Here is a 14299-nt window from a genome sequence, read left to right as displayed (position 1 = left end):
GCCAGCGTTCAATCTGAGCCATGATCAAACTCTTCAGTTAAAAAGTTTGCTTACTCAAAATCTATTACACTAACAATAACTTAATCAATTCATTGTCCCGAAGAACAATCAATCAACATAAAGCGAATTGACGTGTTAGACGTTTCGCAAGACTTCAATTTTTTTGATCGTCTCGAATGATCTAAACCATCCGGACAATCTTCTGAAGCCTCCAGCGAGCGCCCACACAAATTATCTGATTATCTATTTTAAAGAGCATTGCCACACATGCTGTGCGGCTGAGGTCGTGTATAATACAGACTATTTTTATCCATGCAACCACTTTGCAAATAAAAATGCCACTGCACCTAAAAAAAAACACAGTGACATTCTTACAAGGACGCCGTTCAACTATTTAATTTCGAGCGTTTGGGCTTCAATCTTAGCCTTCCATTCAGCAGGCCCAGTTAAATGAACTGATGTTCCCAAAGTATCAACCGCGACGGTTACAGGCATATCGACAACATCAAACTCATAGATTGCTTCCATACCCAACTCAGGAAAGGCAACAACATCTGCTTTCTTGATTGCTTTAGACACTAAATATGCCGCCCCACCTACTGCCATTAAGTAGACAGCACCAAACTCCTTGATTGCCTCAATAGCAACTGGACCGCGTTCAGATTTACCTATCATACCAAGCAGACCTGTCTTATCCAGAATCGTACGAGTAAACTTATCCATTCGAGTTGCCGTAGTTGGCCCAGCTGGCCCGACCGCCTCATCTCTTACTGGATCAACAGGTCCAACGTAATAAATAAAGCGCCCTTTAAGATCAACAGGGAGCTCCTCGCCGTTAGCGATCATCTCAACCATTTTCTTGTGAGCAGCATCACGACCCGTTAGCATTTTGCCATTCAACAATACCGTTTCACCAGGCCGCCACTCTTTAACCTGTTCAGGCGTAATGGTATTCAGATCCACTCGACGAACACTTTCACCCACTTCCCAAGTTATTTCTGGCCAGTCATCCAGTGATGGCGGAACCAAATCTGCAGGACCAGAACCATCAAGTACAAAATGAGCATGACGCGTAGCTGCACAATTAGGAATCATAGCAACAGGCAATGAGGCTGCGTGAGTTGGGCAATCCATAATTTTCACGTCAAGAACTGTCGTTAAACCACCAAGCCCCTGTGCACCTATACCTAAATCATTAACCGCTTCAAAAATAGCAAGGCGAAGTTCTTCAACGCGAGTTTGCGGACCTCGAGCTTTTAATTCATGAATATCAATTGGCTCCATCAAAGATTCTTTCGCCATAACCATGGCTTTCTCTGCTGTACCGCCAATACCAATACCAAGCATTCCTGGAGGACACCAGCCCGCACCCATCGTAGGAACTGTTTTCTTAACCCATTCAACAATATCATCCGAAGGATTAAGCATAGCTAATTTAGATTTATTTTCAGAACCGCCGCCTTTAGCAGCAACATGAATCTCCACAGTATCACCTGGAACCACTTCCATATGAATAACCGCAGGAGTATTGTCTTTAGTGTTTTTACGAGCACCAGCAGGATCAGCAAGAATCGAAGCGCGCAAGACATTATCTGGATGTAGATAAGCACGACGCACACCTTCGTTAATCATATCTGTGACGCTTTTCGTACTTTCCCACTGCACATTCATACCAATTTTAACAAACACAGTCACAATCCCTGTGTCCTGACAAATTGGACGCTTACCTTCAGCGCACATACGAGAGTTAATAAGAATCTGCGCCATCGAATCTTTCGCAGCCTTACTTTCTTCTCGTTCGTATGCCTCGTGAACCGCTTTGACAAAATCCAGAGGGTGGTAATAAGAGATAAACTGTAATGCGTCTGCAACGCTATCAATCAGATCATCTTCTTTAATAATGCTCATGCTTCTCTCCTGCTGAGTATTACAATTGAATCGAAAACGAAATGGTAAAAGATGCAGCCTCGCAAAGAAAGCGTTAAGGCAGGTTTTAAAGAAATATACCCCTCATCAATCAAATGAATGAGGGGTATAAATAAGAAAAGGGTAATACTTCAAAAAAATCAGCTTAGCGATTAGATTTCTGCCCTCTTTCCGAATCAGGTTTTTGAACAGAGTGCTGAATATACTCTTCTAAGATCTGAGCGGTGAATTTTTCACGCTCAGGGAGAGAAGAAATACGTTCAGCCTCCCAGTTAATTAAGCGAATAAAAACTGAGTATTTTTTGATATAGCCGTATCCAATATCCCTAACACCAACATCATTAGCATCCATTAGATAAATAACGTGCTCTAAACTTTTTTGCGTCTCAAATTGCCCTCCTTCACTCGCTGCAACCAACAAGCGCTGAATACGCTGAATTGGGTTTTCAGAGGCTTTGGATTCTTTTTCTGCCATGTTGGAGGTTAAGAATTTATCTAGCATTTTTTCGGTATGCGCTTCTCTTGCATGCACATCTGCAATTAACGCAGACTCACGCTCCAGTAAACGAATAAACAAACTCTTATTTTTAATATCCGAGAATTCCAAATCTTTAAGAGACAACCCATTCTCAGACATAATATCAATAACCTTTCTATAAGACTCAGTTGCAGCATCACCAGATACCGCAAGAACAAGATGCCTGCGCAGCTCATGCATAATTTTAGCTGCTCGATAATCCTCTTTTCTTTGCAAATGCTGCTTAAGTGATTCTTTATTTTTCGCTAGAGCATCACTCACTGCATCGTAACCTTGAACCGCTTCTTGCTCATCTCTCAAACGAGCCATACGTATCTTAGTACAACTTTCTTCCCAAGCCTCGTAAGATTTAGCCCGAGCTTGAAATGCTCGCTCTATAGCCTCTTCAAAACTTTGCTCTATTCGAGCGCGCTCAGCACGCTCCAGCAACTCTCCTTGCTCATGTTCATGTCGCTTACATTTTTTAAACTGCAGATTTTCTTGTGCCAATAGAAGCTGCTTATCTAACACTTCTATCTCAGCCTGAACACTCGCCTCGTCGAAATCAGCAAGCTTTTCATACACCTTTGACCAATAATCATCTTGCACAAATGGCACACTAGGATCACTGGTGGCGTACTGAGTTTTTAGCGTTTCGGCAAACTCATGAGTATCTGGACGAAAAGCCTTGGTCGCATTAATAACATTATCGCTTGAGGTATAGCTCGCCACACCATCCCGATCACATTCATCAACGACTGACTCTATTTCCACATCCCCATCTAACACGCTATCGGCCGCCATTTCGTTTTCACCGGAATCACAATTACGTTTAAAGCCTGATTCAAAATCATCACACGGGCCCATCGCACCACCAGCAATATGATCATTATAATTCGCTGCTTTATTTTCGCAGCCTGTACCTTTGCTATCTGACCACGCATGATTATCAAAAGACGAATCCACATCATGAAAATCAGAAAGATCCATATCGTCAAGAATTGTTCGTGCAGATTCGTAAGCCCGACTAGGGTCATTATCTTTTTCACTAAAACGACGTTGGTAGACAGAACCTTCGGAGGAAGGTTTAACAACAGCTTCTTTTTGATAACGAGGCGCTGCCCCACCCCAACTAACTCGGTAAAGCATAGAGCGGTCACACAATTGCAAAATAGGCAACTCTCTTTGAGCGACCTGATATTGTCTAATCAAGGATTCAGCATGACGCAACGCCATAACCGACTCACTTGAGTTAGATGAGGTCGCTAAATTAAGCAATTTAACAACTTTCTGTATGGCCTTTTTCCTTTTGCTAACGCTCATAAAAACACACTTTCCAAGTTGGCTAATTTTTACTCAGTATAGAATACAAAATCAGAGCTTTTTCTTAATAATAAAGCTCAGCCTCACCATTATCGCTAGGTAACGTTAGATCATCACTAAGCAATGAATGAACCTTTTGCAAAATTCCAGCCAAGTCCTCGCTTGAATAAGCAACAGAATCGAATTTACCCCAAATTGGGCCCGGCCAGCATGAATCGGTTGTGTAACGGACAATATGATGCACGTGCAATTGCGGCACCTGATTGCCCAAAGCGGCAACATTTAGCTTATCAGCAGAAAAAGCATCATGCAGGGTTTCCGCTAACAAACAACTTTCCACCATTAACTGCTGACGATCCTCTTCTACCAATTGATATATCTCGCTGATATCATTTCTTTGAGGCACAAGTATAAACCAAGGAAATTGCGCATCATTTATAAGACGTAATTGACACAATGAAAAGTGCCCAACAAGAATAGAATCACGACCTAACACTGGATTTAACTCAAACATCTTTACATCTCCCTATTTACAAAAATGGCTTTCGAAAGCACTATAGCACCCTATTTTTTAAAAACTCTCAGAGACTTGGAGCCCGCATGACTGATATGCAGTGTGCCATAGATGCACAAGCAAAATTAGCCGAATGTCCTCGTTGGGACGAGCGTACTCAGACGCTCTATTTTGTCGATATTGATTCTTTCATACTATACGCTTACGACACAAAATCAAAAGAACTAGAAAAACGTGAATTTGATGAAGAAATCGGCTGCTTTTCGTTAACAGAAAACGGTGGATTTATTGCAGCTTTTCGCACTGGCGTTTATACCTTCGAACACTTCACCGCCGATCTAAAACCCTACTGGATTGCCACATACGATCAAAAAACAACACGCTTTAATGATGGACGCTGTGATGCAAAAGGCCGCTTCCTAGCGGGCACCATGTATTCACCGAAAGATGCCTTCAAGGGTGCTTTACATCAGTTCTCACAAGGCAAAGAAACACTGATAGATCAAGCCGCTTGGACATCAAACGGTTTGGCTTTTTCTCCCGACAACACCATTATGTATTACTCGGACACTCCAAATCATGTGATTTATCAGTTCGACTATGACCTAGAGACAGGCTCTGCAACCAATAAACGCATTTTTGTTCAATTTCCACACGGAAACGGCCGCCCAGACGGTGCTGCAGTTGATAGTGAAGGCAATTACTGGTCTGCACTTTACCAAGGACAACGCGTCGTCAAAATTAGCCCTCAAGGTGAAATTCTAGAAGAATATCCCGTTCCTGCAACTTACCCGACTATGGTTGCGTTTGGCGGGCCGGAAATGAAAACCTTATTTGTGAGCACTTGCCGTGGCGCACAAACAGAAGAAGAGCTAAAGCAATTCCCCCAAGCAGGCGGAATCTTCGCTCTTGAAACAAACACAAAAGGCCAAATAGAGCCTCGTTTTGCAGGCTAAACGCTTTTTTGTAATTTATAAATCTTACAATTAAACTTTAATCACCTAACTTTAAAGTACCGATACTATTATGCGCGCAAGCAACTATTTATTCTCTACCCTACGTGATGCACCAACTGACGCAGTCGTCACCAGCCACCAGCTAATGGTTCGTGCAGGCATGATTCGCCAAATTTCAAAAGGCTTATACACTTGGCTACCTACAGGCCTTAAGGTTTTCCGCAAAGTCGAAAACATTGTTCGCGACGAAATGGAAAAAGCCGGTTCTCTTGAAGTCATGATGCCGGGGGTTCAACCTGCAGAACTATGGCAAGAAACAGGGCGCTGGCAAAAATACGGCCCAGAACTACTTCGCCTACAAGACCGCCATGGTCGCGAGTATTGCTTGGGGCCAACCCATGAAGAAGTCATCACAGAGTTAGCACGTAATGAATTAACCAGCTACAAGCAACTACCCATGAATTTCTTTCAAATTCAGACTAAGTTTCGTGATGAAGTTCGTCCACGCTTTGGTGTCATGCGCTCCCGTGAATTCTGCATGAAAGACGCCTACTCATTTCACGTTGGCGCAGAATCATTACAAGAAACCTATGACGTCATGCACAAAGCTTACTGCAACGTATTTGACCGCATTGGCTTGGATTACCGCCCAGTACGCGCAGACACAGGCAGCATTGGTGGCGCATTCTCTCACGAGTTCCATGTGTTAGCAGACTCAGGCGAAGATGATATTGCATTTAGTGATTCATCTGACTTTGCAGCAAACATCGAGCTTGCAGAAGCGGTATGCCTCAAAGAAAAAGCAGACGCACCAACACAAGACATCGACGAGGTATTCACTCCTGACTGCAAAACTATCACGAACGTGGCAGAGTTCTTGAAACTAGATGTGACAAGCACAGTAAAAACAATGCTAGTAAAAGCCATAGATGAAAATGACCAACCAAGCATCATTGCTCTTGTCCTACGTGGCGACCACAACATCAATGAAATTAAAGTAGAGAAACTAGCTGGTATCGTCACTCCATTTGAGTTTGCCGACGAAGCCGATATCGTAGCTAAAATAGGTTGCGCTCCAGGTTCCATTGGCCCAAAAGGCCTAGTCGAAAAAGGCATTCGTGTTATCGCCGACCGCTCAGCCGCTGTTATGTCAGACTTCTGCGCTGGCGCCAACAAAGACGACTACCACTTTACTGGTCTAAATTGGAGCCGCGACTGCGCAGTATTCGAAGTTGCCGACATCCGAAATGTTGTTGAAGGAGACCCATCACCAGACGGACAAGGTACTATCGTGATTAAACGCGGTATCGAAGTAGGCCACATTTTTCAACTTGGTCAACAGTATGCCGAAGCGCTTAAAGCGACCGTCCTAGATGAGAATGGTAAAGCACAAGTCATGCATATGGGCTGCTATGGCATTGGCGTCTCTCGTATCGTCGCTGCAGCTATCGAACAAAATTTCGATGAAAAAGGCATTTTATGGCCAGAAAGCATCGCACCGTTCGATATTGCCATTATTGCGATGAACTACGATAAATCCGAAGCAGTGCGCACAGAATGTGATCGCCTTTACGCAGAACTAAAAGCCAAAGGCTTAGATGTATTACTAGATGATCGAAAAGAGCGCCCAGGCGTTAAATTCGCAGATTGTGAACTTCTTGGTATTCCGCATCGTTTAGTTGTTGGCGATAAAGGTTTAGAAAAAGGCACTTTAGAATACAAACACCGCAAAGCGGGCGAAAACGAAGATATCGCTATTGCCGACGCTATCAATTTTATTTTAAGCAAAAAATAAAATCACCAAGCCTGGCAAAAGCAATTTCTTTTGCCAGGCTTTTTTATATCTACAGAGATCCGTAATAAATAGGAGCCAACATGACCACTATTTACCACAACCCTCGCTGCTCAAAATCCCGTCAAACCTTACAACTTTTAGAAGAACACAATATCCAGTTCGAAATTCGTCTGTATTTACAAGACACTCCAAGCATCAAGGAAATCCAAACACTACTCACACAACTCGATATACCACCGCTAGCACTAATGCGCACCAAAGAAGCCCCCTATAAAGAGCTTGGCTTAAACAAAGACTCTACAGATGAAGAGCGCCTGCAAGCCATGCACACACATCCCATTCTAATAGAGCGCCCTATTGTCATACACAACAATAAAGCCAAGATTGGTCGCCCACCGGAAGATGTCTTGGCTTTATTTGCCTAAAAAGAGCAACCAAACAGGAAAGACTGAATGACCCCACCACCTTACGTATTGGTTTTGTTTTATAGCCGTCACGGCTCTGTCTCCGAAATGGCAAAGCATATAGCCCGAGGCATCAACAAAATTAACGGCATAGATGTAAAAATCCGTCAAGTACCAGAAGTATCTGAGACAACAAAAGTCGCCGCCCCTGCATTACCCGATGATGGCGCCCCCTATTGCACACTAGAAGAATTGGCGGATTGCTCAGGGCTTGCAATAGGCTCACCGTCCTACTTTGGAAGCATGGCGGCGCCACTCAAGCACTTTATCGATCAAACCTCAACACTCTGGCTCACAGGCAGACTGATGAACAAACCGGCTTGCGGCTTTACAAGCGCAAGCACAATGCACGGGGGACAAGAGCAATGTATTTACAGCATGATGACCCCCTTAATTCACCACGGTATGGTTTGGCTTGGACTACCTTATAAAAATAAAGAGCTCATCCATACACAAGCAGGCGGAACCCCTTATGGCGCAAGCCATTTAGCAAACAGCACCCATGAAACCGACTTAACCGATGATGAAAAAGCCCTATGTGAAGCACAAGGAAAACGCCTCGCCGAGATGGCCATAAAACTAAAGAAATAAGCTTTTGTGATTTTACATAAAAATGAAACATCTAAAAAAGCCGCAATATAAAGTACATTGCGGCTTTATGGTTTCTCTACTAATCACTGCCTTTCAACGATTAATTAACAACCGAGATTAATGCCTAGGCAGCTCAATATCTTTAAACAACACCTCAACATCTTGTCGATTACCTGCCTCCATCGCCGCCATAACCATCTCCTTTGTTAGGTGGGGCGCAAAAGACTCAATGAATTTATACATGTAGCCACGAATAAAAGTATTGCTACGAATGCCTATTTTCGTACAACTATCAGCAAAGAGATGCGATGCGTCTAAAGCAACTAAATCAGCATCTTGCATTTCGTCATACGCCATTGAAGCGACGATACCCACCCCTAGCCCCAGTCGAACATAAGTCTTTATGACATCAGAATCTGCCGCGGTGAATACAACATTTGGCTGCAGCTCGGCATCTTGGAACGCCTGATCCAGTTGGGATCGCCCTGTAAAGCCAAATACATAAGTTACAATTGGGTACTCGGCCAAAGCTTGCAGAGTCAGTTTATTTACTTTTGCCAATGGATGGTCTTTTGGCACAACCACTGAGCGGTTCCATGTATAGCAAGGCAACATCACTAAATTACCGAATAATTCTAATGCCTCTGTGGCAATCGCAAAATCAACCACGCCATCATTTGCCATTTCTGCAATTTGCATCGGTGTCCCTTGATGCATGTGCAAACTCACTTCCGGGTAACCTTCAATAAATTGATTAATCACTTTAGGCAGAGCATATCGAGCCTGGGTGTGCGTCGTAGCAATATCTAGTGATCCTTTGCGCTCATCACTAAACTCTTTCGCAACACGCTTAATATTCTGCGTCTGACTGAGCACCTCACCTGCCAATGCGATAATTTTTTCACCTGCGGGTGTCACATGAGTTAAATGCTTGCCACTTCTAGCAAAAACCTCCACACCAAGCTCATCTTCCAGAAGACGAATCTGCTTACTGACACCGGGCTGTGACGTATACAAACTCTGCGCAGTGGCCGAAACATTCAAATCATGACGCGCCACTTCCCATATATATCTAAGCTGCTGTAATTTCATCGTCTGCCTTATTCGAAAAAGAGTTAAAAACATAATAAAATATTACTTTATAGAATAGTAAAAAACCTCTAGTGTTGCCAGCTTAAATAACTTCAATGTGGCTTTCTAATGGATTTTCTTTGGTATATTTCTGCGGGTGCAGCAGTTGGCCTGGCTGTTGGCATCACAGGTGTTGGTGGCGGCTCACTCATGACGCCACTGCTATTAATATTTGGCTTCCCCCCTCACATTGCCATTGGTACCGACCTTATGTACGCAGGCATTGCAAAAAGCACTGGTGTTGTTATGCATGCTAAACGCGGCAACGTAAACTGGACAATCGTTTTCGCCATGGCGGCAGGAAGCATTCCAGCATCCCTCATAACCGTCTGGACATTATCACAATTTGACAAGCCTGATCACTATCAAGAAATTTTAACCAGCACGTTAGGTGTAATGCTTGTTCTCACTGCAGCCGTTATACTTTTCAGAGCTAAATTAACCAAAGCACTAAGCGTCAATATATCAGCTGCTCAAAGCACAAAAGTTGTCTTCGTGTGTGGGTTTATTTTAGGTGGGTTAGTCACTCTAACTTCCGTGGGAGCTGGCGCCTTAGGGACCGCCATTATGATGATATTATTTCCTATAATGAGAGCCAAAAACATTGTAGGCACAGATCTAGCACATGCAGTACCACTCACCCTAGTTGCTGGTACAGGGCACATATTCTTAGGTAACGTCGACTACTCGTTACTTACGGCACTATTAATTGGCTCCATCCCAACAATATATATTGGTACACGCATCGCAAGCCATATCCCCAACCATGTTTTACAACCAATATTAGCAACCGCCCTGTTCTCATTTGGCATGAAATACCTTTTCTTCTAAAATATTAAAAAATCATGGGCAATCGGTTCATTCAAAAGGTAAAACGCGATATTGTAAACAGCTATAACTAAAAAGCAAAAAGCAGGAAACCCCGCAATGAGTAACAAACGTCTTGAAGACTTAAATATTGCCTCCTTCACCTCTCTGGTAACACCGAGTCAATTAAAGAAAGAGCTACCAGTGAGTGAAAACGTGAGCAGTCATGTAGCGGAATCCCGCGACACCATTAAAAACATAATGGATGGTAAAGATCACCGCTTGGCTATCGTAATTGGACCATGCTCTATCCATGATCCAAAAGCCGCACTAGATTATGCAACACGCCTAAAAGCGCTTGCTGAAAAATTAGATGACACCCTATATATCGTCATGCGTGCATATTTTGAGAAGCCACGCACAACAGTGGGCTGGAAAGGCTTAATAAACGACCCAAATCTTGATGGCACATTTGATATAGACAAGGGCATTCGAATTGGCCGCAAGCTGCTCATCGATTTAGCAGAGCTTGGCCTACCACTTGCTACTGAAGCCTTAGACCCTATATCACCTCAATATATTCAGGATCTGATTAGCTGGTCCGCTATTGGTGCACGAACAACCGAATCACAAACTCACCGAGAAATGGCATCAGGACTCTCCGGCCCTGTAGGCTTTAAAAATGGCACAGATGGCGGGCTAACCGTTGCCGTTAACGCGATGCAGTCCGTCTCTCATTCTCACTCCTTCCTAGGCATCAATGAAAGCGGCGAAGTCAGCATAGTCAATACTAAAGGTAATGCTTACGGCCACCTAGTTCTTCGAGGAGGCAACGGCCTACCTAATTATGACGCTCAAAACATTGCCTTAAGCGAACAAGCGCTAACGGCTGCCAAGTTGAAGCACAATATTATGGTTGATTGCTCTCACGAAAACTCCAACAAAAAACCAGAGCGTCAAATCACGGTTGCAGAAGACTCGACCCAACAAATCCTTAATGGCAACCAATCAATCATGGGATTAATGATCGAAAGCAACATTGGCTGGGGTAACCAAAAAGTACCTGCCTCTTTAAGTGATTTAGAATACGGCGTATCTATTACTGACGCGTGCATTGATTGGGAAGCGACAGAAAAAGCGCTGACAGAAATGGCAAACTCACTACGTGATGTTCTCCCAAGACGTCAGCGCGGATAAATAGCACCAGCATTGACTACAGTCTTATCCACAAAAAATGGGGAGTCGCAATTTAGCGACTCCCCATTTTTATGCTACAAACTTTTTACAAAACAAGCCTACATGAAAGCGTTATCTGTTACCGTATGGTCTGTTGAATCTTTCACGCCAGTGAGTGCAGGAACCTTCTCAATCAAAGTTTTCTCTACACCTTCTTTAAGAGTCAAATCAACAGCACTACAACCTTGACAACCACCACCAAACTTCAGCACAGCAATTTGCCCATCAATCACTTCAAGCAAACTTACCTCTCCCCCATGTGCGGCCAAGCCTGGGTTGATATCAGAATAAAGCACGTAATTTATTTGATCTTCAATTGGACTATCTGCCGTTACTTTTGGCATTTTGGCATTTGGGGCTTTAATAGTTAATTGGCCACCCATTTTTTCAGTAGCATAATCAACAAAAGCCTCATCCAAAAAGTTCACTGAATTTTTCTCGATGTACACTTTTAATTTAGGCAAATTCAAAATTTCATCAGTTTCGTTTACTTCGTCCGGGCGACAGTAAGCAAGACAAGTTTCAGCATAAGGCGTACCCGGCTGCTGGATAAAAATTCGCACTGCAATACCTTCTACACCTTGTTTTTCTAGCAAAGAAGAAAGATATTCTTGGGCACCATCGGTAATTGTAATATTCATAATAACCCTTTCAAAATCTACACAACGATTAATGATGCCCATATTACAGCAGATGACGAACAAAGCCAAAGACCAAGTAAAAAAGTAGGGTATTTTTCCTCTTTCTATTTGTCGCTTTTTAAATTAAGTTAATTTCGAAATAAGCCTTATTATGAAAACCACTAAAGATATAGATAAATATTCATTTTTAGAATAAAGGATTTTTGCTAATATGGTTTAACTAAAATTTCTTAACCACGGTTCATTTCTCTATGTATCAATATGACGCCATTGACCAACAGCTTGTTGAAGAACGTGTAGCACAATTCCGCGACCAAACACGCCGCTATTTAAATCAAGAGTTGAGCGAGCAAGAGTTCCTACCATTGCGCCTCCAAAACGGGCTTTATGTCCAACGCTACGCACCAATGCTGCGAATTGCGATCCCATATGGAATGCTTTCTAGCGCACAATTACGCACACTGGCCGATATTAGCTGTCGCTACGATAGATCATATGGCCACTTTAGTACTCGCCAGAATTTACAGTTGAATTGGCCAAAAATAGAAGATGTTCCAGATATCTTAGCAGAACTCGCAGAAGTACAAATGCACGCTGTTCAAACAAGCGGAAACTGCATTCGTAATACCACTACAGATCAATATGCAGGCGTTATTTCAGATGAGATTGTTGATCCACGCCCATATTGTGAGTTAATTCGCCAATGGTCTACCTTCCACCCAGAATTTGCATTTTTACCTCGTAAATTTAAAATCGCAGTCAATGCAACAGAGTCTGCTGACCGGGCTGCAACTCAAGTACATGACATAGGCTTACACATCAAGAAAAACGAAGCCGGCGAACTGGGGTTTAAAGTTATTGTTGGTGGTGGTTTAGGCCGCACTCCAATGGTTGGTGTAACTATTAGCGAATTCATTCCTCGTGCAGATATACTCACTTATCTAGACGCTATTATCCGCGTGTATAACCAGCAAGGCCGTCGTGACAACAAATACAAAGCGCGCATTAAAATATTGGTTAAAGCACTAGGAATTGAAGAATTCAGAGAGCGAGTTGAAGCCGAATGGCAACACCTCAAAGGAAAAGAAAGCACGGTTCCCATGAGTGAATTTGAACGCTTACAAAGCTTTTTCAGTGAACCTAATTATGACATTTTAGAAAACAACCCAACAAGTTTAACCAGCAAACTCGCTGAAAGCGCTGGCTTTGCTCGTTGGTTTGAACGCAATACATTCGAGCACAAAAAAGCAGGCTACCGCATAGTAACCTTAACACTGAAAAAAGCAGGTCAAGCTCCTGGCGACGCTACCGCTGAACAAATGCAAAAAGCGGCAGATCTTGCTGATAAATTCAGCTTCGGCGAATTACGCGTCAGCCATGAACAAAACCTAGTACTGGCTGATGTAAAACAAGAGCAACTTATTGAGCTATGGGAAGCCGCAAAGGAAGCAGGCTTCGCAACTCCAACACTTGGCCTACTAACAGATATGATTTGCTGCCCTGGTGGCGACTTCTGCGCATTAGCAAACGCAAAATCAATTCCAATTGCTGCGCAAATTCAAAATACCTTTAGTGACCTTGATTATCTTTATGATCTTGGAAATATCGATTTGAACATTTCAGGCTGTATGAATGCTTGTGGTCACCACCACGTTGGCAACATTGGTATTCTAGGCGTGGACAAGAAAGGTGAGGAGTTCTATCAAATTTCGATCGGTGGAGCCTCAGGCCATGACGCAAGCATTGGCAAGATTCTTGGCCCTTCATTTGCTCAAGAAGAAATAAGCGATATTATTCAAAAACTAATGAATGTTTATGTTGATAATCGTACCGAAGAAGAACGCTTTATCGACACTTATCGCCGTGTTGGCATCACACCATTTAAGGAGGCGGCTTATGCCAAAGCTAATTAAAAACGGCGCAATAGTCGACAATACCTATAACTGGCTACAAGATGAAGAGCAAGCTGTTACAGCAGACAGTATTGTTGCGGCAAAAAGATGGCTATCTGAAAAAGAAACCATGGGTAGTATTGCTGGAATTTGGCTTGAAGCTGGTGATGGCGTTGAATTTTTGCAAGATGTAGACTTAAGTCAATTTGACGTTATTGGTGTTCATTTCCCTGCATTTACTGATGGCAGAGGTTTTTCCTACGCACGCCTACTAAAAGAAAGACTGAACTACCAAGGCGAAATACGAGCGCTTGGCCACTTTATTCCAGACCAATTAGGCTACCTCTTACGAGTTGGGTTTAGCAGTTTCCAATTCTCTGAGGAAGTAGATTTGGAAAAGGCACTGGCTTTACATAAGCCATTTACAATTGCTTATCAGGGTGATGTAACAGACCCTAGACCTCTATTCTTACGCCGCTAAACAAAACATTTTCAATAAACTAACA

The 14299-nt window shown here is 43.0% G+C and carries 13 protein-coding genes; 8 read left to right on the top strand and 5 right to left on the bottom strand.

Annotation, left to right across the window (positions count from 1 at the left end; all coding sequences use genetic code 11):
* Positions 1-390: 390 nt before the first annotated feature.
* The 3 genes from DFP80_RS15535 to DFP80_RS15525 all read right to left on the bottom strand — a co-directional run bounded on the left by DFP80_RS15535 (position 391) and on the right by DFP80_RS15525 (position 4280).
* Positions 391-1908, bottom strand: a complete 1518-nt coding sequence (locus DFP80_RS15535) for a fumarate hydratase (RefSeq protein WP_113917727.1) — start codon at positions 1906-1908, stop codon at positions 391-393.
* Between the two features lie 163 nt (positions 1909-2071).
* Positions 2072-3766, bottom strand: coding sequence for a DUF2786 domain-containing protein (locus tag DFP80_RS15530; protein ID WP_113917726.1), 1695 nt, complete (start codon positions 3764-3766; stop codon positions 2072-2074).
* A 64-nt stretch (positions 3767-3830) separates the two neighbouring features.
* Positions 3831-4280 (bottom strand): HIT domain-containing protein, encoded by a 450-nt coding sequence (locus DFP80_RS15525; RefSeq protein ID WP_113917725.1) that lies wholly within the window; start codon positions 4278-4280, stop codon positions 3831-3833.
* An 86-nt stretch (positions 4281-4366) separates the two neighbouring features.
* Between DFP80_RS15525 and DFP80_RS15520 the strand changes: the two genes are divergently transcribed.
* The 4 genes from DFP80_RS15520 (at position 4367) to wrbA (ending at position 8086) form a co-directional block, all read left to right on the top strand.
* Positions 4367-5236 (top strand): SMP-30/gluconolactonase/LRE family protein, encoded by an 870-nt coding sequence (locus tag DFP80_RS15520; protein ID WP_113917724.1) that lies wholly within the window; start codon positions 4367-4369, stop codon positions 5234-5236.
* 70 nt (positions 5237-5306) lie between these two features.
* Positions 5307-7031, top strand: a complete 1725-nt coding sequence (locus tag DFP80_RS15515; protein ID WP_113917723.1) for a proline--tRNA ligase — start codon at positions 5307-5309, stop codon at positions 7029-7031.
* A gap of 80 nt (positions 7032-7111) precedes the next feature.
* Positions 7112-7456, top strand: a complete 345-nt coding sequence (arsC, locus tag DFP80_RS15510; RefSeq protein WP_113917722.1) for an arsenate reductase (glutaredoxin) — start codon at positions 7112-7114, stop codon at positions 7454-7456.
* Between the two features lie 27 nt (positions 7457-7483).
* Complete coding sequence (gene wrbA, locus DFP80_RS15505) at positions 7484-8086, top strand: NAD(P)H:quinone oxidoreductase (RefSeq protein WP_113917721.1); 603 nt, start codon at positions 7484-7486, stop codon at positions 8084-8086.
* Positions 8087-8203: 117 nt separating this feature from the next.
* Here wrbA and cysB read toward each other — a convergent pair whose 3' ends face one another.
* Entirely contained in the window at positions 8204-9178 is a 975-nt protein-coding gene (gene cysB / locus DFP80_RS15500; RefSeq protein WP_113917720.1) for an HTH-type transcriptional regulator CysB, read from the bottom strand.
* A gap of 108 nt (positions 9179-9286) precedes the next feature.
* Here cysB and DFP80_RS15495 point away from each other — a divergent pair, with 108 nt between their 5' ends.
* Positions 9287-10048, top strand: a complete 762-nt coding sequence (locus DFP80_RS15495; RefSeq protein WP_113917719.1) for a sulfite exporter TauE/SafE family protein — start codon at positions 9287-9289, stop codon at positions 10046-10048.
* Positions 10049-10144: 96 nt separating this feature from the next.
* Complete coding sequence (locus tag DFP80_RS15490) at positions 10145-11221, top strand: 3-deoxy-7-phosphoheptulonate synthase (protein WP_113917718.1); 1077 nt, start codon at positions 10145-10147, stop codon at positions 11219-11221.
* Between the two features lie 98 nt (positions 11222-11319).
* Here the strand turns inward: DFP80_RS15490 and nfuA are convergent, their stop codons facing one another.
* Positions 11320-11901 carry a Fe-S biogenesis protein NfuA gene (gene nfuA, locus DFP80_RS15485; protein ID WP_113917717.1) on the bottom strand — a complete coding sequence of 194 codons (582 nt, stop codon included), beginning with the start codon at positions 11899-11901 and terminating at the stop codon, positions 11320-11322.
* Positions 11902-12152: 251 nt separating this feature from the next.
* Here nfuA and DFP80_RS15480 point away from each other — a divergent pair, with 251 nt between their 5' ends.
* Both DFP80_RS15480 and DFP80_RS15475 read left to right on the top strand, forming a co-directional pair.
* Entirely contained in the window at positions 12153-13814 is a 1662-nt protein-coding gene (locus DFP80_RS15480) for a nitrite/sulfite reductase (protein WP_113917716.1), read from the top strand.
* Positions 13798-14274, top strand: coding sequence for a DUF934 domain-containing protein (locus tag DFP80_RS15475; RefSeq protein ID WP_113917715.1), 477 nt, complete (start codon positions 13798-13800; stop codon positions 14272-14274). The genes DFP80_RS15480 and DFP80_RS15475 overlap by 17 nt, the downstream gene beginning before the upstream one ends.
* Positions 14275-14299: the final 25 nt, after the last annotated feature.

It is taken from the genome of Marinomonas rhizomae (assembly GCF_003315485.1).
Classification (GTDB): domain Bacteria; phylum Pseudomonadota; class Gammaproteobacteria; order Pseudomonadales; family Marinomonadaceae; genus Marinomonas; species Marinomonas rhizomae.
This window is presented reverse-complemented; position numbering and strand designations above follow the sequence as displayed.